This window comes from Paraburkholderia nemoris (genome assembly GCF_905221015.1).
GTDB lineage: Bacteria > Pseudomonadota > Gammaproteobacteria > Burkholderiales > Burkholderiaceae > Paraburkholderia > Paraburkholderia nemoris.
The window spans coordinates 50,374-71,653 of the sequence record NZ_CAJNBO010000006.1; the positions used below are offsets into that span (position 1 = coordinate 50,374).

Sequence of the window (21,280 nt, forward strand, 5' to 3'; positions counted from 1 at the left end):
CGTGAGCGGAGGCGGCGTGTCATGCGCTCAACCTCCGCCATCCCGATCCCACGGCGGCACGTCGCCGAACGCATCGACGAGGAAATCGATCACCGCACGTATCTTGGCACTCAGATGCCGACGGCTGGGATACACGGCAAGTACGTCGATGTCAGGCAAGCGATAGTCAGGCAATACCTGAACCAGCTTGCCGGCGCGCAGGTCGTCGCCGATCAGGAAGGTGGGTTGCCAGATCACGCCTTGTCCAGCGAGCGCAGCCGCGCGTGCCGTATCGCCATTGTTGGTATGCATGTGGCAGTTCACCTTCACGGTGTGCGCCTTGCGCTCACTATCCATCAGTTGCCACTCGTCGCCGGTGGCGGCGTACGAGTAGCCGATGCATTGATGCTCGATCAAATCGGCTGGCTCAGCAGGGTATCCGCAACGCGCCAGGTAGTCTGGCGATGCGCACAGGATGTTTCTCGATGTCGCGAGCTTGCGGGCTGCGTGGCTGGTCGAACCGGCGCGCGAGATGCGAATGGCGAGGTCATAGCCTTCCTCGACGATATCGACCACACGATCAATCAGCGCGACATCGAGTTCCACGCCGGGATATTTGCGCATGAACTCGGGCCATAGCGGCGCCAGATGCAGAATGCCAAAGCTCACGGGCGCATTGATGCGCAACCGGCCGCGCGGTTCGACCGAGGCCGAAGACACAAGCCCCTCAGTCTCGGCGACGTCGTCGAGGATCGATTTGCAGCGCGCATAAAGCGTCTCGCCGCCCTCGGTCAGCGAAAGCCTGCGTGAGGTGCGATTCAGCAGACGTGTGCCGAGGTGCGCTTCCAGCTCATTCACGTAGCGGGTCACGTTGGCGGGCGACGTCTCGAGCGCATCGGCGGCGCGCGTGAAGCTGCCGCGGCTCACCACGGTCACGAAGACTTCATAAGCACGCAGCCGGTCCATGCCTTTCCCCGATCATTCACAAATACTGAATGATATACCCATGTTTTGAGCCTTTCTGCACGAGTGGCTGAAGCCTATATTGCTTCTCACGGACCAAGGCACTGGGCACTGGTCAAAACACTGCAGCAGGAGATTGAACATGCAACGCTTATCAGGAAAAGTCGCGATCGTGACCGGCGCCAGCGCGGGAATTGGCCGTGCCACCGCAAAACTGTTCGCCGCGGAAGGCGCAAAAGTGGTAATCGCGGCGCGCCGCGAAGCTGAACTTGAAACGCTCGCGGCCGAGATTGCCAGCGAAGGCGGCGAGGCCGCGTTTCTCGCGGGCGACGTACAGTCAGAGGACTACGCGAAAGCGCTGGTCGCGCTCGCCGTGAGCCGCTTCGGCCGGCTCGACATCGCCTATAACAACGCCGGCACGCTGGGCGAAATGGGCCCGACTTCGGGTGTGTCGGAAGCAGGCTGGTCGGCCGCGTTGGCGACCAATCTGACGAGCGCCTTTTTGGGTGCGAAGCACCAGATCCCCGAGATGGTGAAGCACGGTGGTGGGTCGGTCATCTTCACGTCGACGTTCGTTGGCTACTCATTCGCTTTCCCGGGCACCGCGGCATACGCCGCGAGCAAGGCCGGCTTGATCGGGCTGACTCAAGCGCTGGCTGCCGAGTATGGCCCGCAGGGTGTACGCGTCAACGCCATTCTGCCTGGTGCCGTGGACACGCCGATGTATCGCGACATGAACGACACCGCCGAGTCGCAAGCCTTCGTGACCGGTTTGCATGCGCTCAAGCGAGTGGCGCGGCCGGAAGAACTCGCCCGTTCGGTGCTTTATCTCGCGTCCGATGACTCGTCCTTCGTGACCGGTACTGCTTCGCTGGTCGATGGCGGCGCGTCGATTACGCGTACGTGAATCTTTTGACGGCGTCCGATGTTCAGGATGCCTTGTTGAAGAGATCATCAGGCGGTCAAGGCAATGTGGCTGCGGCCGCCTGAAACTCCCGCGCATACCGCGTAGGCGGTAGTCCGACAAAGCGGGTGAATGCCACACTGAACGCGCTCGCGGAGCTGTAGCCGACGCGTTCCGCAACTTCGGCGATGCCGCCTTCTTTCCGCCGCAACAGATTCTTGGCCAATGCCATACGCCAGCCGAGCAGGTACTCCATCGGCGCCACACCCACTGCGCGGTTGAATCGCTCGAAGAATGCCGAGCGGGAGAGGGAGGCCTCTTTCGCCAACTGCGCAACCGCCCACGGATGGGTCGGACTTTCGTGCATTCGTCGAATCGCGACCGCGAGGCGTTCATCGGCAAGCCCCCGCAGGAGGCCCGGCGACGCCGCGGTTCCCGCCGTGGATCGGAGGGCTTCGATGAGAAGAACTTCCAGCAGGCGTGCCAGGATGACATCGCGCGCGGGCCGCTGCTCGCGCGATTCTTCGCCCACGAGTTGCACGAGCGTGGCCAACCTCTTCTCGCCGCGAACGTGCATGAATTGCGGGAGCAGCGAAACCAGCAAGGCCGCGTCAGGCGAACCAAAGACGCAATAGCCGATCAGCGATCGAACATCAGGCGGCCCGCTTTGAACGCCGAGTCTGAACTGGCCGTGGGCCAGCTCGACGGGCGCGGTTTCGAAGTCCTCTGGTGCCGCCGGGTCGAGGCTCGACATCGAGAAGCCATACGCTGAAGGGATCAGCACAAAGTCGCCCTCCTGGAGGGTGATGGGCTCGTGCCCGTCGACCGCGAGACGGCACGACCCTTCAAGGATCACGCAGTAGAAGGGCCGCCCGGCTTCCGAGCGGCGAACACGCCAGGGGCCTGCGCCGCTGACGAATTTCGAGAACGGGGCGCCCGGTTGCAGCAACGTGACCACCTCGGCAAGCGGATCGACCATGCCGGACTCCTGCAAATGAAACTAGGACTTCTGATTGTAGCAAGTCCGGTTGCGGCGACGTATCGTTCCTGTACCACAAACCACCTACAGGAGTCTCTCCATGAAAACCGTCCTGATCACCGGATGCTCGTCCGGCTTCGGCCTCGAAATTGCCCGGTACTTTCTCGAGCGCGACTGGAAGGTCATCGCCACGATGCGCACGCCGCGCGAGGATGTTCTGCCGCCCTCCGAGCGTCTGCGCGTGCTCGCCCTCGACGTCACCGATCCGGACAGCGTGCGTCAGGCCGTGGAGGCCGCCGGGCCGATCGATGTCCTGGTTAACAACGCAGGGATTGGTGTGCTGGGTGCTCTCGAGGGCACCTCGATGGAAACCGCCCGCGAGGTCTTCGAGACGAATACGCTCGGAACGATCGCGATGACGCAGGCGGTGCTGCCTCAGTTCAGGCAACGGCAGGACGGTGTCATCGTGAACGTCACGTCGAGCGTGACGTTGAGGCCGCTCTCCCTGCTTTCCGTCTACACCGCGAGCAAGGCGGCGGTGAACGCGTTCACGGAGTCTCTTGCGCTCGAACTCCAGCCATTCAACGTGCGAGTGAGCCTGGTGCTGCCGGGACGGGCCCCGGAGACGCGCTTCGGTGAAAACGCGCAGCCGCGGATGCAGGGTGCCATCCCCGATGCCTACGCCGGCCTCGCGCAAAGTGTTTTCGAGGAATGGGCGAAGTCGACGGCCGTCACCCGGGCGCTGGATGTGGCAGAAGCGGTGTGGCGGGCGGCGAACGACCCGTCGTGCCCGGTTCGTCTTGCTGCTGGCGCTGACGCCGTGGCGTTGGCCGGATCACGCTGAATCGGAGCGCAGCCTTTAACCGGGGCGCTGAGGACCATAACGCCCTGCGGGACTCAAGCTTCGACATCCGCGCGCCGTTATACGGGTTACAACCGCAAAAACTCGGGGGAGAACGGCGATGAACAACGATGAGCGTCTTCGGCGTGAATTCTATGTGAACCCGGCTTCCTATTGCCGGGTGATGGCCGTTGTCTCGGCCGTCACCTTCGGTCTCTACCGGGTGGAAGGCGGCGGAACGGTCGGCATGCTTTCCGTGCGTTGGGAAAAGCTCGGCAACGAGGTCGTGCCGCAACTGCATGCTTACTACGACAGTTGGCGCGTGCTTGCTTCGTTCTCTGATGTTCTTGCCCGGATGAGCGAGGTGGCGGGATCGTCCTGCTCGCCCGAAGACTTGTGTCAGATCTTGCTGGATTGCGGATTCGTCAATCGAATCGAGTCGAACCGGGACTAACTGATAGCGATCAACCGTCGATCACTCACCAGATGTCAGTCTTAACAGGAAGGAAATCGTAATCATGTCAGTAACGGTTCGCGTGGAGTATCAGTATTGCCAGCATGGCAAGAAAGCGGTTCAGACAGGAAGTGACGTGCTAACCGTGTCGGAAGATTCCAAAAGCGCGATTCTCTCTATGTTGCGGCTCCTGCATCCGCGTTGGGAGTCGATCAAGGTGCTGTCTACATCCCCGGCGACGTCGTCAGAAACGACCTCGAGCAATTAAGAACGGCGTCGTCGGTGAAGCGAATGCGCGGCACTAGCCGCGCACTCGCTTCCATTCGCTTAAAAGTGCTCGCGATCGAAGCCCGGTAGCGCACGCGTTCCTTCAATAGCGACCGAGTGCAGCAGTTCAGGTTCCAGATCGAGCAAACGCAGGATCGTCGGTGCGACCTGCGTGGTCGATACACGCTCGTCGTTGGTTCGACCAGCGTGATGGGCGTGAGGCACGTAGACAACGAGACCAAGATGGCTGTCGTCGGGCGCGTTGCCGCCGTGCTCTTCGTCTTTAGCCGTACTCGAGGTATAGATAACCCCCGGATTCGGTTGGACGATGATGTCAGGCGTGCGTCCGCGTGCCGGATCGCCAAACCAGCTGTTCAATTGCGGGCCGTACAGAATGTACGCCTGCGGACCGTCCGCACAGATGCCGGGCGCGTTGCAGCTCAGGTTGTCTTTCAGGGTCTTCACGACCGCCGGCAATTGGCTTTGATCGCGTAACCAGATCAGGCCGACGTCATCGGTCTGCACGAAACCCGTATCGACGAGCCCCGTTCCGTCATTGAGGTTGCCGCTCTTCGTACTGTTCTGCCCGAAGTTGCCGTTCGGATCCAGATAGTTGTTTGCTTCAAGCAGTTTCGTGAGCGTGTCGCCGTTCTTGACCAGCTTCGAATGATCGGTTGGGGACTGCCCATGCTTCGCCGTGACGATGATCGCCGTCGACGAATAAAGGTTGCGCTGCTTGAGTTCGGACACGATGCGACCCAAGGCGTTGTCCAGATAAGCAATCGCGCCGGTTACCTGCGGGCCTGGCGTGAAGCTCGCATCCAGATAGCCGCCGCCATTCGCGACCGTTGCCTTTTGAGCGACGCTCAATGTCTGGAAGTTGGTGCCGAACACGGTGGGTATGTCGGCGCTGGATTGGCCAGTCGAATCCTTACCGTCAATTTCGTTGATCAGCGACTGCACGTGGAGATTGTCGAACTTTTCCGTGTGCGTGTAGACGTCGATGTAATTCGTATTGGTAGCCGGATCAATCGAATTGATCTCGGTGCGAGAAAGATCGTCGACGCCTGTGCCGGACGGTCCATTGAGCCAGTCGTAGCCCCAGGCATGTTTGTCCGCCCATGCGGTGCGAGCGCCTTTCACATTGTGTTTGACCACTTCGAAGATCGTGTTGGTCTTCAGATAATTGTGCGGATAGACGGGCGTACAGACGCCATTGACCAACGCATGCGGAATGGCCTGCGGATTGAACGCGCCGCCACCGTTGAGATGCGTCAGTGCACCGCCGTTCTCGCCGTCGATGCCCGTGGTCTCGTCGAATACGACGTTCCAGCCTTGCTTGCCGGTGCAATTGCTATCGGACGGCGCGTAGAGCGTGCGGTCATACGATACGTCGTAGAACAGGCCCGCGGATTTCGGCGAGCCACCGGTGACGAGCGCCGTGAGGCCCGGGAACGAATCCGAAAGACCTGGCGTGTGCGCGTTGGTGTAGGTCGTCCCCGACTTGGCCAGCAGCGCAAGGTTGGGGCAGGCATTCGAACCGATACAGCGTGCGACGTCCTGCTCATGCAAACCATCGAAGCTGATCAGCAGCACATGTTTCACTGACTCATGCTCGTGATCGTGTTCATCGCCCGCCGCTGCACCCAGCGAGTACATTCCGGCCAGCAAGGCAACGCTCGCGCCAATCGCGCTTTGAGTACGCTTCCATCTCCTGATCGTCTTCATCTCTCGTCCTTTTGGTTGTTGCGAAACATTTGGTAATCGGAGATGAATGTGCAGTGGAATTGAGTCGCCTGGATGAACTGGCGCTTTCGATTCCATAACGCACTAACGATTTATGCAACGGTGAGAAACTCACGTAATAGTTTGTATTGCATAAGGTTTCCTTAAGCATTGCGTGGTCCGGCGAATGCCGACTTGCCCTAAAATAACGCTTACCGCTACGTATTACAAATTCCAAGACCAACCATGCCACGCTACGCCACATCGAGTCTTCGACGCGCTTCCGCCGGCGTCATGTTGGCTGCGATCTCCACCTTGGTAACCGGCTGTAGTGACGGGATATCCGAGGCCGACGCCGCATTCGTTACCACCGGCACGCCGCCCCAATTCGAATCAATGCGGATGTACGGCGCAGCGCCGGAAAACCCCGTTCCGGGCAGTGGCAACACGCATGCTTCGGGCGGGCTCCGCCAGGGGTGCATGGCGATCATCCGCGCCGGGGGCCGGGATGTGCGCGAAACGGTGATTCTCGAGGACGAGCCGGGTCCTTCTTTCGATCTTGATGTCATCCGTACGTCCGACGGATGGAGCGTGACTTCGGACGGACTTACGCCGGCGAGCACCGATCCCGTGGGTTTCCGCACGCGCTTTACTCACTGCGTAAACGCGATCCGCGACAAGTACGCAGCTGAACCGGAAAAGGCGCCGTTCAACAAATAAGCTTTGATCGTGGTGCGCGCGCGGTCTGCTTCATTCGTGCCGGGTCTTTGACCGGCGCACCGGTTCGTGCTGCTGTGCCAGGAGCTGATTGGCCAATTCCACGCCATCGACACACTTTCCTGCATCCCACGCTTCGCTGAGCGTGGTGCGAAGCGTGCGTAGCGTTTTTCGCTGCGTACGCAGGGCGGTCATGAGCTGCTCGATCTCGTCGAGCCGCGTATCGAGTTTGCTCAGCAAATCCTCTTTCGGATAAACCTCGTCACCGGTGAAGGCCTCACGCAATCTGTCGAGCGGAAAACCCAGATTCTGCGCCAACTGAACCATGCGCAAGCGCCCAATGGCCTGCTCGGAGTAGACGCGATAACCGTTGGGACTGCGCTCCGGTTCGGGCAGCAAGCCGCTCTGCTCGTAAAAGCGGATGGCAGACGGTGCGAGGCCGGTTTTTTCCGCGAGTTCGCCGATTCTCATAACGCTTGACCTTCAAGTTGACTTGAATCTTAGTATAGCGGCATCGCTCATTCTGGATGCTGACTCCGCCATGACTACATCGCTGTTCACACCCGTACAGTTGCCCAACGGCAGCTGGCTGCCCAACCGTCTCGCCAAAGCGGCGATGGAAGAGAATCTTGCCGACGCGGGGCAACTGCCTGGCGAGACCATCCATCGCCTATACCGTTCGTGGGCCGAGGGTGGCGCAGGTCTTATCGTCACGGGCAACGTGATGATCGACGGCCGGGCGCTGACCGGGCCAGGCGGGATCGTGCTCGAGGCCGATACGCCTCTCGCACCCTTCATGCAGTGGGCACAAGCGGCCCGCAGCCGTGGTGCCCAGGTGTGGATGCAGATCAATCATCCGGGCCGGCAGGTGCTGGCGGCAATGGGCGGCACGGCGTGGGCGCCTTCGGCTGTGCCGATGGCGCTCGGCAAACACAGCAAGCTGTTCGCGCAGCCGAGCGCCATGAGCGAGGACGAGATCAGCGAGACCATCGGCCGCTTTGCGGCGACGGCGCACGCCGCTGAGCAGGCGGGGTTCACAGGCGTGGAAATTCACGCCGCACATGGCTATTTGATCTCGCAGTTCCTTTCGCCGCTGGCCAATCGCCGCGCCGACCGTTGGGGCGGCGATCTTGCCAACCGTGCCCGTCTCCTGCTGGATGTGGTGCGGGCGGTACGCGCAAGGGTTTCAGCGGGTTTTTGCGTGGCCGTCAAACTGAACTCCGCGGACTTTCAGCGCGGTGGCTTTTCGGAAGACGATGCCCGGCAAGTCGTACTGTGGCTGAATGACCTGCCGGTCGACTTGGTCGAGCTATCCGGGGGCAGCTACGAAAGCCCCGCGATGCAGGGCGACACGGCCGACGGGCGCACCCTCGCGCGCGAAGCCTATTTCCTCGAATTCGCCAAGGATCTGGCCGGCGTCGCCACGATGCCGGTCATGACGACTGGCGGCATCCGGCGCCGCGCTGTGGCCGAGCAGGTGCTGAACAGTGGTGTCGCCGTCGTCGGCATGGCCACGGCGCTTGCCGTGATGCCCGATCTGCCGGCACGCTGGCAGGCGGGTGCCGATCTGGGGGCGCACATTCAGCCGGTCGAGTGGCGCGACCGTGCACTTGCGGGACTCGCGCGCATGGCGCTCGTCAAACGCCGTTTGCGTATGCTCGGCGCTGGGCGTACGGCACCTGCGCAGTATTCCGCGGTCTTGACGTTGATACTCGATCAACTGCGCACGCGCAGGCTGACGCGGCGTTATCGTCAATGGAAGCAGGCGCAGGCATGAAGCGCTAAATCGGACCCGGCGTGGCCGATGGCTCGCCATCAGCCGATGATTGACGACTCCGCTACATGCTGGCGTTTTCAACGACGCGGCCTTCTGCACGCCAGCGGAGCATGCCGCCGGGCAGGTTGGCAACCTGCTCGAATCCAGCCTGCCGCAGCATGACCGTGGCTTGTGCCGACCGTCCGCCTGCCCGGCAGACGGTCACGATCGGGCGTTCCTTCGTGAGTTCAGCGACGCGTCCGGCGAGCTCGCCCAATGGAATGAGCGTGGCAACGGGGATGCGCCCCAGCGGCCCGTTGAACTCTTCGGGCTCGCGCACGTCGACGATCTCGACCGCACGCAGATTTTCCTCGAGCCACTGGGCATTGATTTCCCAGATGCCTGCAAAGCTGCATGTCAGTGGCGCCCAATCGGGCTCCGCCATCTGCGCGGGGTAGCTCGCCGCCAAGCCGCATTTCAGGTTCGCAGGCACGGCCACGTCGATCTGCTTGGGATGTGGCAAACGCAGGTTCATCATGTATCCGGCGAAATCGTCTTCACACAATTCACCGCCAAGACGCGGATTGAAGCGCCGCTCTTCATTCACACTGGTGACCGTCAACCCGCGATAGTCGTGGGCCGGGTAAAGCAGGCACGCGGCGGGTAGCGTAAAGATGTGGTTGTGGACCGCGCGAAACATGGCGTGCGCGTCACCGCGCTGGAAATCCGTGCGGCCAGTGCCTCTGATCAACAGGCAGTCGCCGGTAAACGCCATGGTCTCGTTGTCGAGTACGAGGGTGATGCATCCATCGGTATGACCCGGTGTCGCGCGTACGCCCAGATACCTCGCGCCGAATTCGACCTTGTCGCCATGGCTCAGATAGCGGTCCGCGCCTTCGGCGCCGCTCGCAGCCGAGATCGCAATCCTGCTACCCGTACGGCGATTCAGCATCCATGCACCGGTTACGTGATCGGCGTGGACGTGAGTGTCGACGGTGTAAAGCAGATGCAATCCAAGTTCTTCGATCAGGGCGGTATCCCGGCGCACCTGTTCGAATACCGGATCGACCAGCACGGCCTCTCGCGTCGCGCTATCGGCAAGAAGATACGTGTAGGTTGAGGATTGCTGATCGAATAGCTGCCGGAAGATCAACACGATTTCACCCCGCGGCCCGCTTTTGCGAGCGGTTAAGGATCGCGGCCCATGGAGCGTCGCCAAACTGTCCTACAGTTAGTCGAATTGGACGCGCCCCGTTCAGCGGTCCGGGTACGTGAGCGCACCCGGACTCGCATTGGTCGCCGGACTTCATACTATCCGGCGCCCGCCGTTCCAATCAATGAGTGCTTTACTTCGGTTGCGTAACGTATCGCAGGTAAGGCTTCACGGTTTTGAAACCGTCCGGATATTTTTGCATCGCGGCATCGTTGGAAACGGATGTTGGAATGATCACGTCTTCACCCGGTTTCCAGTTCACCGGCGTTGCCACCGTATGTTTCGCGTTGAGTTGCAGGGCATCGAGCAGCCGCAGCACTTCGTCGAAATTGCGGCCTGCACTCATCGGATAGACGAGCATGGCTTTGACCTTCTTGTCCGGCCCGATGAGAAATACCGAGCGTACGGTCGCGTTGTCCACCGCGGTGCGCGGGCCGCCGCCGCTCGCTTCGGGATGAATCATGTCGTAGAGCTTCGCGACCGTCAGGTCCGAGTCGCCGATCAGCGGGTAGTTGACCGCGTGGCCCTGCGTCTCTGCGATGTCCTTGACCCACTCCGTGTGATCGCTGACGGGATCGATGCTGAGCCCGATAATTTTCGTGTTGCGCTTATCGAATTCTGGCTTGAGACCCGCCAGGTAGCCGAGTTCCGTCGTGCAAACCGGGGTGAAATCCTTCGGATGAGAAAACAGGATCGCCCAATGGTCTCCGATCCATTCGTGAAAATGGATCGTCCCTTCGGTGGTTTCGGCAGTGAAATCGGGAGCGTTTTCTCCTAGTCGAATCGACATCATCAGTCTCCATAGGTGAGTGCACCGAGGTACCCGTGCCGTGGTCGGCGTGACGTCCCCTGGGCTGCCTGGGTGTTGAGTGGCAATTGGTCTGACTAGAGACTACCCTTCGGCCGCTTACACCGTAGTGCACCATATCGCGCCGAAGGACCGTCTGCGGGCGCAGCAAATTCAGAGACGCTCTCGAATAGCCGGGATGCGGGAAAGACATCGGGACGCGCTGCGGGTCGCATCTATAGCGTAGAACAAAAAAGTCAGAGCGGGATGCCGGCGACAGCCGGCTTTTCCGTGGTCGGCAGCTCGAAACAGAATGCCGTGCCCGTTCCCTCACGTTCGAGCAGGCGTATCTGGCTGTGATGCAACTGCAGCATGCGTTGCACGATCAGCAGACCGAGTCCGCCGCCGCGATGCGCGCCACCTGAACTGAACGGACGTTCGAACAGCCCTTCGCGCTGCTCCGCTGGAATGCCGGGACCGGTGTCGCTGACCGTGACCGATACCTTGCCGTCCTTGTGCGCGAGATCGACGTCGATCGACCCGCCGGCGGGTGTGTGGCGAATCGCGTTGTCGAGCAGGTTCGTCAGCACGCGCTCGATCATCCCCAGGTCGGCGTAGACCGCCGGCAAGCGAGGGGGAAAATCGGCGCGCAACTGGATGTGCCGCGCCTCGGCCGGCAACTCGAATTTCTGGAAGACGTCCTGGACCAGATCGACCAGCGAGAACGGCTCGAGTGCGGGTTGTACGTTCCCGTGTTCGAGCCGGGCCAGTTCGAATAGCGCCTGCGCGAGCCGCCCGACCTTGACGCTCTGTGCAAGCGCAATCGCCAGATAGCGTTTGCGCTCCGTTTCGCCGAGCGTCTCGGACTTCAGCGACAGCGTCTCGAGGTAGCCGTGCAGCGAGGTCAGCGGCGTGCGCAGGTCGTGCGAAATATTGGCGATCAGTTCGCGCCGCTGCTGATCCTGGCGCGTTAGCGCGCGCCACTGCTCGCCGATGCGGTTGGCCATCTGCGCGAACGTCGCTTCGAGTACGCCGATTTCGTCGCGCCGTCCGGCAGGCGACGAGCGTGGCACGGCCGGCTGGGTGTCCGGCTCGCCGTCGGCATCGAAACGGCGCATGGCGTCGGTGAGTCGGCGTAGCGGCCGCGTGATCAGGCCGAATGCCGTCAACCCCGCAAGCAATCCCAGCAGCGCGACCAGCGCCATCGACCAGAGGGTGGTCCGCAGCACCGAGCTGGCGGCCACGCGTGCCGCGAGCGCGTCGTGTTCCTCGCCGAGCAGGACCACGTAGATATAACCGGAGGGCGGCTGCCCGTTCAGTTGCAGAGGCGCTGCGCTAAACACTTTTTTCCCGTCGACGCTGCGCGGGTCGTCGCCGAGAATCGGCAACGCATCCCCGGCGATGAATTGCCGGATCGGCGCGAGATCCACCTGAGCGCGCTTGACGTGGCCCACGGGGGCGTCGTCGCCCTCGATGCGCCCCTGGTTGTCGAGCAGATACACCTCGACGCTCGGATTCACCATCATCAACTGGCCGAACAGTTGGCGCACCGCGTCGGGCCGCAGGCCGTTCGCGTCCATCAGCGTGGTGCGATGCGCGATATGGTTGGCGAGATCCTTCGACAGGCGCTGCACGACTTCCTTTTCGTGCAGGTCGCTCGAACGGATTTGCAGCCACGCCGACGCGCCGCAGCACGCCAGCAGCAATGCCGAGAAGACGATCGAGAGCCGCTGGGTTAGTGTCAGGTTCACGGCGCGTCCTGAGGTGCGCCGGCGGGCGTGGGCCCGTCGCCTGGATTGCCGGGCATAGCCAGCTTGTAGCCGCGTCCCCAGACGGTCAGGATGCGCTCGGGCTGGGCGGGGTCGGTCTCGATCTTCGCGCGCAGGCGGTTGATGTGGGTGTTGACGGTGTGTTCGTAGCCCTCGTGTTGATAGCCCCACACGGCATTGAGCAGGTCCATCCGCGAGAACACTTTGCCGGGATGCTGCGCGAAGTAATACAGCAGGTCGAATTCACGCGGCGTCAGTTCAATCGGCTTGCCGTCCACTGTCGCTTCGCGCGTCAGCGGATCGATCGTGAGGCCGGCGAGCTGCAGACTGCCCGCGTCGATGCGCGAGTCTTTCGCCATCGCTTCGACGCGCCGCAGCAAGGCTTTGACGCGCGCCACCAGTTCGAGCACCGAGAATGGCTTGGCCAGGTAGTCGTCGGCACCGAGTTCGAGGCCGAGGATCCGGTGTACTTCGCTCGAACGCGCGCTGGTGATGATGATCGGCGTGTAGCGCGTCATCGCGCGGGCGCGCCGGCAGATTTCCAGACCGTCGACGCCGGGCAGCATCAGGTCGAGGATCAGCGCATCCCAGCCGCCTTGCTCGAGCAGGCGCAGACCTTCGCTGCCGTCGGCGCTGTGCACGACTTCGTAGCGCTCGTCGCGCAGATGAAGGCTCAGCACGTTGGCGATGTCGACGTCGTCTTCAACGATCAGGATGCGCTTCAATGGGTCCATGGAGGGCTTTAGCCGCGGGTAAGGGTGTGGTTCGGGGTGTGGTTCGGGGCGTGGTTCAGGGCGGTGGAAAGACAGGGCGCCCGCAAAAACGGGCCGTTGCGCCATTGTGCAAAATTTCCGGGCGGCGAGTTATCACATTTAATTTAACTTTTCGTGAGGACTTTGACACCCCTCGCGCCCTAGGATGTGGGCACTTTCCGCGCGCTTTCCGCTGATTCACCGCGTACCCAAGCCGCGTAACCATCCTAACCGACTTACAACATCGCCCGGAACCGACATGCTACTCATCGTTCTTGCCTATCTTGGCGGCGCTCTGACAATCCTCAGTCCGTGCATCCTGCCGGTGCTGCCCTTTGTCTTCGCGCGCGCCGATCAGCCTTTCGTGCGCAGCGGGCTGCCATTGCTGGCCGGCATGGCGCTGACTTTCGCCATCGTCGCGACCCTCGCCGCCGTGGGCGGCGGTTGGGTCACGCAGGCTAACCAGTATGGCCGCTGGCTTGCAATCGCCTTGCTCGCCATCTTCGGACTGACGCTGTTGCTGCCGCGTTTCGCCGATCATCTGATGCGTCCGCTGGTGAGCGCCGGCAATCGCCTGTCGAATTTCGCGCAGGGCGACGGTCAGCAGGTTCGCGCGGGATCGTCCTTTCTGCTGGGCATCGCGACCGGCTTGCTGTGGGCGCCGTGCGCCGGCCCGATTCTCGGCCTGGTGCTGACCGGCGCGGCATTGCGGGGCGCGAGCGTCGGCACCACGCTGTTGCTGGTTGCCTATGCGGCCGGCGCGGCGACCTCGCTCGCCGTGGCGCTGCTGATCGGCGGCCGGGTGTTTACGGCGATGAAGCGCTCGCTGGGCGCGGGCGAATGGATCCGCCGCGGGATCGGCGCGGCGATGCTGGGCGGCGTGGTGGCGATTGCGTTCGGGCTCGACACCGGCGTGCTGGCGCGTGTATCGACCATTGCTACCGGTGGTATCGAACAGAAACTGGTCGACAAACTGTCGCCCGGCGCGACGCCGGCCAATCCGGTGGCGGCGGAGAACAAGACCAATGCACCGGCTAACGCATCGGGCAGCGACGCCGTGATGACGGCCAACCCCTCCGCCGATGTAACCGACGCCGGCGCGATGATGCGTGCTTCGCAAGGCGCATCGGGCGGCGCGGCTGCCTTGCCCGTCGAAGGTGTGCTGCCGACCTTGAACGGCGCCGTCCAGTGGCTGAACTCGCCGCCACTGACGGTTCAGGACCTGCGCGGCAAAGTCGTGCTGGTCGATTTCTGGACGTACTCGTGCATCAACTGCCTGCGTTCGCTGCCGTATGTGAAAGCATGGGCGCAGAAGTACAAGGACCAGGGGCTCGTCGTCATCGGCGTGCATGCACCGGAATTCGCGTTCGAACGCAATGTCGACAACGTGAAGAAGGCTGTCCACGATCTCGGCGTCGACTACCCCGTCGCGATCGACAACAACTACGCGATCTGGCGCGCGTTGAACAATCAGTACTGGCCGGCCCATTATTTCGTCGATGGTAAAGGACAGATTCGCTATCACCATTTCGGCGAAGGCGACTATGCGGAATCGGAAAAGGTGATTCAGGAATTGCTGACTGAGGCAGGGCACGCAAATGCGTCGAAGGTCGCAATCGGCATCCCCGGCACGAGCGCGCAAGGTGTGCAGGCAGCGGCCGACAGCGCCGATATGCAGTCGCCGGAAACCTACATCGGATACGAGCGCGCCGAGAATTTCACGTCGCCCGGCGGCGCAGCGGAGGACAAGGTTCATACCTATTCGGCGCCGTTGCAGCCAGCCGTCAACGATTGGGGGCTGGCCGGTGCGTGGAATGTGGGCGCCGAACACGCGACGCTCGCGGCGGCCTCCGGACGCATTATCTATCGCTTCCATGCGCGTGATCTGCATCTGGTGCTCGGCCCGGGCAAGGACGGCAAGCCAGTTCGCTTCCGCGTAAGCGTGGATGGCGCCGCACCGGGCGCGGCGCACGGAACAGACGTCGCCGCCGACGGTACCGGCACCGTTACCGAGCAGCGTCTTTACCAACTCGTGCGGCAAACCGGCGACGTTGCGGATCACACGTTCTCGATCGAGTTTCTGGATCCGGGCGTGCAAGCGTATGCCTTTACGTTTGGCTAAGCTGAGCCTGACGGCGTGACTCAACCACTCATTGAAAGACTGACATCATGCAAGCAACCTCTACTAGCAAGGTTTCCCAGCGCAGGCGTTCGTCGTTTTTCCGGCTCGCGGGTTGCGTCGCCATTGCGGCGGGCGTCTTCGCGGCGCAACGTATCGCGAACTCAGCCGAATCAATGACGAAGATTCCGCCGCCTGCCCATGACGAGAGCGTCGGCGCGGCGCATAGCGAAACCGCTGTGTTCGCGGGCGGTTGCTTCTGGGGCGTTCAGGGCGTGTTCGAACACGTGCGCGGCGTGAAGCAGGTCGCCTCGGGATACACGGGCGGCGCGGCTGGCACCGCGCAATATGAAACCGTCAGCGAGGGCGATACTGGGCACGCGGAGTCGGTGCAGGTCACCTATGACCCGACGCAGATAACGTACGGACGTTTGCTGCAGATTTTCTTCTCGGTCGCACATGACCCCACCGAGCTGAACTACCAGGGCCCCGATCACGGCACGCAATACCGCTCGGCGATCTTTCCGGCCAACCCTGAGCAGCGTAGCGTCGCGCAATCGTATATTGCGCAGCTCGACAAGGCGCACGTATTTTCAGGGCCGATCGTCACGCGCGTGGAGGACTTCAAGGGCTTCTATCCGGCAGAAAACTATCACCAGAATTTCCTCGCGCTGCATCCTGACTACCCGTACATCGTGATCAACGATCTGCCGAAGGTGAGTGGACTGAAGCGTATGTTTCCCGATCTGTATCGCAACGATCCGGTGCTGCTTAAAGTGAGCGGCTAGTTTCTTTAACGAGCCGCCCAACCCTCGGATCAAGCCTTCAGCGGCAACCAGATCTCGAGTCCACCCATGCCGCTGACCGGATCGAACTTTTCGTCGTAGCGCTCGAAGTTGGGCGCATCGGCGGGAATATGTCCCGATGCCGGCAGCCACTGATTCCAGATCGTGTTCCAGGTGCGCCGTATGGTCGAGATATGCTCGCGGTGGCTGAACACTGCGTAGCGCTGCGGGGAAATGCGCAAGCGGCTCAGTTCGGCAGGCAATGCCGAAAAGTCGCCGACTTCGACGCCGCACAGATAGTCGATATTGCCGGTGTCGTCGGCGTTGTAGCAGACGCCATACGCCACGTTGCCGAGCTGGCCGGGCACTCTGCCGAAGTATTCACCAAAGCGCTGCCACTGCGAAGGAATCGCGGCGCAGGTTTCGCTTGTATAGCGCTCGCTCAGGCCCGCGACGAGAAACGGTTTGCCGTCTTCGAAACGCGGCGGTTCGAGATGCGTGAGAAGGGTTTCGTCCATTTTGATCGGCTCCACGATAGCAATGTTGTCGAGGTGACCACGCGCGCGCAGCGCTTCGGGCGTCAGTCCGAACTGCTCGCGAAACGCACGCGTGAATGCTTCGTGAGAACCGTAACCGGCGTCGATGGCGACGGTCAGAATATCGGGTGCGCCGTCGGCGAGGCGCCGTGCCGCTTCGCTCAAGCGGCGTGCGCGAACATAGCGCATGACCGAAAGCCCCGTGGCCGCTTCGAAAGCTCGCGCCAGGTGAAAGCGCGACACGCATCCACAGTTGGCGATGTCGTCGAGCGTCAACTCACGGGCAAAGTGGCTTTCGATAAACCAGAGCGCTTTTCCGACGGGGTTCATTTCGGCTCTCATGTCAGCATGAAGCCAGCATAGCCAGGCGCGACGCGGCGCATTTGATCGCGCTTGCGGTTTTGCGGTGAGCGCCTGATTGACCGCGATCGAGCTTGTTTCAGGGTGGATAGGTCAGTAGTTTTCGGTCGCTGCCGCGTTACCCGCGCCATGCGATTGTGCTGCAGTGGACCCGCCGTCACCGTGTGCATCCTCGTGCGCGTTCGCGTTCGCGTTCGCGCCGCCGGGTTGTCCCGGGCGCAGCAGCAAACCACCCAATACACCCGCCGCCGCCGCGAAGATCGCACCGAACAGAAACGCCACGTGATAGCCGCTATTGAGCGCTGCTACCGCGTTTTCAGACGCTTGCATTGCGTCACTGCGCGCTGCCGCGAGACTTGCGAGCACCGCGAGACCGAGCGCGCCACCCATCATGAACGACGTATTGACGATCCCGGACGCGAGGCCCGAATCGCTTGGATCGACGTCGCTCATGGCGGCCAGCAGCAGGGGATTGAATGCGATGCCCGCGCCGAAGCCGAGCAGGATCATGCCGGGCAGCACGTCGAGCACGAAGCTGCCGTTGACGGGCGCGCGTGCAAACAGCGCGAGGCCAATCGCCGCGACCAGCAACCCGACAGCAAGCGGAAGACGCAGGCCGAAGCGCATCACCACGCGCGCCGACAGTCCCAACGAAAAGAACGCCATGATCAGATTGGCCGGCAAAAATGCGAGTCCGACCTGCAAGGGCCGGTAGCCGAGCACGCGCTGCAGATACAACGCGGAGATGAAGAACCACGCGAACATCGCAGCCGCCCACAGTACGCCGACCACATTGGCAGTCGCGACATTGCGCAGGCGGAACAGACCGAGCGGCATCAACGGATGTTGCACGCGCGCTTCGATCACGAGGAACACGGCCAGTAGCGCGAGCGCGGCGAACAGCAGGCCAAGCGTCTGCGCCGAGGTCCAGCCGGCTTCATTGCCGTTCACGACCGCGTACACGGCCAGCATCAGCGATGCGGTGACCGTTACGGCACCGGCCACATCGAGCCGTTCGCCATGAGCATGACCGCGTGCCGACGGCAGGAGTGCCACGCACAGTGCGTAGACGGCGATGCCAATCGGCAGGTTAACGAGAAAGATCCAGTGCCAGCTCAGCAGGTTGGTCAGCAGACCGCCAAGCAATACGCCGATGCTGCCGCCGCCTGCGCAGACGAACCCATATATACCCATCGCTTTCGCCCGTTCGCCCGCTTCGGTAAACAGATTCATGATCAGCGACAGCGAAACCGCGGAGACGACTGCGCCGCCCAAACCCTGCACGGCACGCGCACACACCAGCAGGATTTGCGAATTCGCCAGGCCGCACGCGAGCGACGCCAGCGTAAACAGCGTGATGCCGCCGAGGAACAGCTTGCGGTGGCCGTAGAGATCGCCCAGCCGTCCGCCAAGCAGGAGGCAGCCGCCGAAGGTAAGCATGTACGCATTGACCACCCACACCAGCGAGGTTTCGCTAAAGCCGAGATCTGCGGCGATCGACGGCAAGGCAACGTTCACGATCGTCGTATCGAGCACGATCATGAGCACGCCGAGGCACAGAACGATCAGCGCCAGCCAGCGTTTGTTGCCGTGGATGGAATGGGTCATGCAGGGGCTCCTTTGCCGTGGTCTATCAAGCTCAAGCGGGCTCGAGCGGGCGCCAGCGGATGCAAGCGAATGCCGGACGTTCCGCCGCTCGGCACGAATTCGAAGCCCGGTCGGCAACCCGTTGATGGCAATGGGGATTTTTAGTCTAGCACCCGCGAGTTTTAAGCCACAACTACGAATTCCTGGGCGGCGTTGGCCGTCAATCGCCGCCCAGCAGTTCGTACTTGCCGCCGCGCTCCAGCGCCCGCTGATAGGCCGGCCGCGCGTGAATGCGTTTCAGGAAATCGACGACGGCCGGAATCTGCCCTTCCATGCCGCCGCGCGCGGTGGCGGCTTCGAGCGGAAAGCTCATCTGAACGTCGGCCGCCGTGAAATCGTTGCCGACGAACCAGCCGGTCGCGCTCAATTCCTTGTTGATGAAGCCGAGGTGTAGCTTCAACTGCGGATCGATGAAGCTCGATTGCAGCGTCGACGCGATCTTGCGGGCGATCGGCTTGGCGAAGAACGGCATCGGCGCGCTGGCGATGCGCAGGGCGATCAGTTTCAGCAGCAGCGGCGGCATGGCCGAGCCTTCCGCATAGTGCATCCAGTAGGTGTAGCGCAGCCGCTCGGGCGTGCCCGCTGCGGGCGCGAAGCGGCCTTGACCGTACTTGTCCACCAGATATTCGATGATTGCGCCGGATTCGGCGAGGGTCTGGCCGTCGTCCGTGATGACGGGTGACTTGCCCAGCGGATGCACTGCGCGCAACTCGGGCGGCGCCAGCATCGTGTTCGGGTCGCGCTCGTAGCGCTTGATCTCGTAGGGCACGCCGAGTTCTTCAAGCAGCCACAACACGCGTTGCGAGCGGGAGTTGTTCAGATGATGGACGGTCAGCATGGGGCGAGGGAGGTTGGCCGGTGAAGCGTCACATCATAGGGGTGTTGAGCCGAGGCGGGGCTCTATTTGCTTGCCCCTTTGACGAAAGAGGCGGCCATGCGGTGTGTCTCCAATGTCGATCGGAGTTAGCGCTGCAACGCTTACTCCGATCCCATGCAATATAGTTGCCGAGGAAAGTGGGACTACATGAAGGGCTACCCGAGCGTGCGCAATTCGAAGCGTTTGATCTTGCCGGTTTCGGTGCGCGGCAGTGCCTCGATGAACGCGATGACGCGTGGGTATTTATACGGCGCCACGCTATTTTTCACGAAATCCTGCAGTTGCGCGACCATTTTGTCGTCAGGCGGATAACCTGGGTTCAGCACCACGAAGGCCTTGACGATCTGTCCGCGCGTCTCGTCGGGCACGCCGATCACGCCGCATTCGGCCACCGCGTCGTGTTGCATCAACACGCTTTCCACTTCCGGGCCGGAGATGTTGTAGCCGGCGGAGACGATCATGTCGTCGGCGCGGGCCTGATAGAACACGTAGCCGTCTTCGTCGAGATAGACCGAGTCGCCGGGAAGATTCCAGCCATCGCGAACGAACTTCGCTTGCCGCTCGTCTGCGAGATAGCGGCAGCCCGTCGGCCCGCGCACCGCGAGTTTGCCGATTGTGCCGGCCGGGACGGGTTGCATAGCGTCGTCCACGGCCTGCACGACGTAACCCGGCACCGCGCGGCCGATGGCATGCGGGCGAATCGCATCGCCTTGCGCCGAGATGAAAATATGGATCAGCTCCGTGCCGCCGATCCCGTCGATCATCTCGATGCCGCTTGCGTCGTGCCATAGGCGGCGCGTCGAATCCGGCAACGCCTCGCCCGCCGAGACCGTTTTCTTCAAACTTGAGATGTCGTGATGCGCAACGAGCGGAGCCATCTGCCGATAGAACGTCGGCGCGGTGAACATGATCGTCGCGTGAAAGCGCTCGACGGTTTGCAGCAAGGTCTCGGGCGTGAGCTTCTCGATCAGCACCGTCGACGCGCCCACTCGCAGCGGAAAGCACAGCAAACCACCGAGGCCGAATGTGAAGGCGAGCGGCGGCGTGCCGCAAAACACATCGCTCGCTGAGGGTTTCAGAACATGACGCGGAAACAGATCGCACATCGCGAGGACGTCGCGATGAAAGTGCATGCAGCCCTTCGGCGCGCCCGTCGTGCCGCTGGTGAAGGCGATCAGGCAGACGTCGTCAGCAGCGGTATCGCAGGCGGTGAAGTGATCCGGTTTGTTGATCGCGAGGCTGTCGAGCGAATCGGCGGAATCATCATGAAACAGGCGCGTTTGTTTCAAACCCGCGCAGTAGAACTCGTCCTTGGGATCGTTGCAGCGCGCGAGTTCAGCGGTCAGGCGCGCGTCGCATAGTGCGGCGCTGACTTGCGCCTTCTCGATGATCTGCTTGAGTTCTTTCGCACGCAGTAGCGGCATGGTGGGCACCACGACGAGGCCAACCTTCAGCGCGGCGAGCGCCGTCACCGCCATGTGCAAGGTGTTCGGTCCGCGCAGCAGCACGCGGTTACCCGGCTGCAAACCCATTTCATCGACCAGCACATGCGCGCTGCGATTTACCAAGGCAAGCAGCTCACCATAAGTGGTCGCCTGGGGTTTCCCATCCACGTCCGACCAGATCGCCGGACGGTCGCGATGTCCCGCTTCGATCGTTCTGTCGAGCAATTCCGTCGCGCAATTGAAGCGCGCCGGGTAAGCCACGTCCGGGTTGTCGAGCAGAAAGACAGGCCATTGATCCTGCGGCGGAAGATTGTCGCGCGCGAAGGTATCGACGTGTGCTGACGGTTCCATCATGGTCTCCCGGGCGTTGAGCCGGCTGAATGCGCTTCGGTTGGCTTGGTGGCT

General features: G+C 62.1%; 20 protein-coding genes. 8 read left to right on the forward strand and 12 right to left on the reverse strand.

The annotated features are described in order from the left end of the window. Positions 1 to 27: 27 nt before the first annotated feature. On the reverse strand, positions 28 to 945 hold the full coding sequence (locus tag KHO33_RS10930) for a LysR family transcriptional regulator (RefSeq protein ID WP_054033737.1): 918 nt from the start codon (positions 943 to 945) through the stop codon (positions 28 to 30). A 139-nt stretch (positions 946 to 1,084) separates the two neighbouring features. Between KHO33_RS10930 and KHO33_RS10935 the strand changes: the two genes are divergently transcribed. Next, a complete protein-coding gene (locus KHO33_RS10935; protein ID WP_200565100.1) occupies positions 1,085 to 1,849 on the forward strand; it encodes an SDR family oxidoreductase in 765 nt (254 codons plus the stop codon). A gap of 55 nt (positions 1,850 to 1,904) precedes the next feature. Here KHO33_RS10935 and KHO33_RS10940 read toward each other — a convergent pair whose 3' ends face one another. After that, the gene (locus KHO33_RS10940; protein ID WP_054033735.1) at positions 1,905 to 2,825 is read right to left on the reverse strand and encodes an AraC family transcriptional regulator; all 921 of its coding nucleotides are present in this window, start codon (positions 2,823 to 2,825) and stop codon (positions 1,905 to 1,907) included. A 100-nt stretch (positions 2,826 to 2,925) separates the two neighbouring features. Here KHO33_RS10940 and KHO33_RS10945 point away from each other — a divergent pair, with 100 nt between their 5' ends. The 3 genes from KHO33_RS10945 to KHO33_RS10955 all read left to right on the forward strand — a co-directional run bounded on the left by KHO33_RS10945 (position 2,926) and on the right by KHO33_RS10955 (position 4,388). Then, positions 2,926 to 3,669 carry an SDR family oxidoreductase gene (locus KHO33_RS10945; protein ID WP_054033733.1) on the forward strand — a complete coding sequence of 248 codons (744 nt, stop codon included), beginning with the start codon at positions 2,926 to 2,928 and terminating at the stop codon, positions 3,667 to 3,669. A gap of 118 nt (positions 3,670 to 3,787) precedes the next feature. Next, positions 3,788 to 4,120, forward strand: coding sequence for a hypothetical protein (locus tag KHO33_RS10950; protein ID WP_234475218.1), 333 nt, complete (start codon positions 3,788 to 3,790; stop codon positions 4,118 to 4,120). A 64-nt stretch (positions 4,121 to 4,184) separates the two neighbouring features. Further along, positions 4,185 to 4,388: a hypothetical protein gene (locus KHO33_RS10955; RefSeq protein ID WP_128575976.1), complete on the forward strand. Its 204-nt coding sequence runs from the start codon at positions 4,185 to 4,187 to the stop codon at positions 4,386 to 4,388. Between the two features lie 59 nt (positions 4,389 to 4,447). On the opposite strand, the gene KHO33_RS10960 is transcribed toward KHO33_RS10955, so the two are convergent. Further along, positions 4,448 to 6,115: an alkaline phosphatase family protein gene (locus tag KHO33_RS10960; protein WP_054033729.1), complete on the reverse strand. Its 1,668-nt coding sequence runs from the start codon at positions 6,113 to 6,115 to the stop codon at positions 4,448 to 4,450. Between the two features lie 291 nt (positions 6,116 to 6,406). Between KHO33_RS10960 and KHO33_RS10965 the strand changes: the two genes are divergently transcribed. Further along, positions 6,407 to 6,832 (forward strand): hypothetical protein, encoded by a 426-nt coding sequence (locus tag KHO33_RS10965; protein ID WP_200565099.1) that lies wholly within the window; start codon positions 6,407 to 6,409, stop codon positions 6,830 to 6,832. Between the two features lie 30 nt (positions 6,833 to 6,862). Here KHO33_RS10965 and KHO33_RS10970 read toward each other — a convergent pair whose 3' ends face one another. Further along, a complete protein-coding gene (locus KHO33_RS10970; RefSeq protein WP_054033724.1) occupies positions 6,863 to 7,300 on the reverse strand; it encodes a MerR family transcriptional regulator in 438 nt (145 codons plus the stop codon). Positions 7,301 to 7,370: 70 nt separating this feature from the next. Between KHO33_RS10970 and KHO33_RS10975 the strand changes: the two genes are divergently transcribed. Next, positions 7,371 to 8,606: an NADH:flavin oxidoreductase/NADH oxidase family protein gene (locus KHO33_RS10975; RefSeq protein ID WP_200565098.1), complete on the forward strand. Its 1,236-nt coding sequence runs from the start codon at positions 7,371 to 7,373 to the stop codon at positions 8,604 to 8,606. A gap of 61 nt (positions 8,607 to 8,667) precedes the next feature. Here KHO33_RS10975 and KHO33_RS10980 read toward each other — a convergent pair whose 3' ends face one another. From KHO33_RS10980 to KHO33_RS10995, 4 genes are all read right to left on the reverse strand, one after another. Then, the gene (locus tag KHO33_RS10980) at positions 8,668 to 9,738 is read right to left on the reverse strand and encodes a rhodanese-like domain-containing protein (RefSeq protein ID WP_200565127.1); all 1,071 of its coding nucleotides are present in this window, start codon (positions 9,736 to 9,738) and stop codon (positions 8,668 to 8,670) included. A 193-nt stretch (positions 9,739 to 9,931) separates the two neighbouring features. Next, complete coding sequence (locus tag KHO33_RS10985; protein WP_054034230.1) at positions 9,932 to 10,588, reverse strand: peroxiredoxin; 657 nt, start codon at positions 10,586 to 10,588, stop codon at positions 9,932 to 9,934. 254 nt (positions 10,589 to 10,842) lie between these two features. Further along, positions 10,843 to 12,336: a sensor histidine kinase gene (locus KHO33_RS10990; protein WP_054033722.1), complete on the reverse strand. Its 1,494-nt coding sequence runs from the start codon at positions 12,334 to 12,336 to the stop codon at positions 10,843 to 10,845. Beyond that, positions 12,333 to 13,088, reverse strand: a complete 756-nt coding sequence (locus tag KHO33_RS10995; RefSeq protein WP_054033720.1) for a response regulator transcription factor — start codon at positions 13,086 to 13,088, stop codon at positions 12,333 to 12,335. The genes KHO33_RS10990 and KHO33_RS10995 overlap by 4 nt, the downstream gene beginning before the upstream one ends. 277 nt (positions 13,089 to 13,365) lie before the next feature. Here KHO33_RS10995 and KHO33_RS11000 point away from each other — a divergent pair, with 277 nt between their 5' ends. Beyond that, a complete protein-coding gene (locus tag KHO33_RS11000; RefSeq protein WP_200565097.1) occupies positions 13,366 to 15,228 on the forward strand; it encodes a cytochrome c biogenesis protein DipZ in 1,863 nt (620 codons plus the stop codon). A gap of 47 nt (positions 15,229 to 15,275) precedes the next feature. Beyond that, on the forward strand, positions 15,276 to 16,013 hold the full coding sequence (gene msrA / locus KHO33_RS11005; protein WP_054033718.1) for a peptide-methionine (S)-S-oxide reductase MsrA: 738 nt from the start codon (positions 15,276 to 15,278) through the stop codon (positions 16,011 to 16,013). 29 nt (positions 16,014 to 16,042) lie between these two features. Here the strand turns inward: msrA and KHO33_RS11010 are convergent, their stop codons facing one another. The 4 genes from KHO33_RS11010 to KHO33_RS11025 form a co-directional block, all read right to left on the reverse strand. Further along, entirely contained in the window at positions 16,043 to 16,876 is an 834-nt protein-coding gene (locus KHO33_RS11010; protein WP_200565096.1) for an AraC family transcriptional regulator, read from the reverse strand. Positions 16,877 to 16,999: 123 nt separating this feature from the next. Further along, a complete protein-coding gene (locus KHO33_RS11015) occupies positions 17,000 to 18,514 on the reverse strand; it encodes a DHA2 family efflux MFS transporter permease subunit (protein ID WP_054033716.1) in 1,515 nt (504 codons plus the stop codon). Positions 18,515 to 18,713: 199 nt separating this feature from the next. Continuing rightward, on the reverse strand, positions 18,714 to 19,391 hold the full coding sequence (locus KHO33_RS11020; RefSeq protein ID WP_054033714.1) for a glutathione S-transferase: 678 nt from the start codon (positions 19,389 to 19,391) through the stop codon (positions 18,714 to 18,716). 194 nt (positions 19,392 to 19,585) lie between these two features. Further along, on the reverse strand, positions 19,586 to 21,226 hold the full coding sequence (locus tag KHO33_RS11025) for an AMP-binding protein (RefSeq protein WP_200565126.1): 1,641 nt from the start codon (positions 21,224 to 21,226) through the stop codon (positions 19,586 to 19,588). Positions 21,227 to 21,280: the final 54 nt, after the last annotated feature.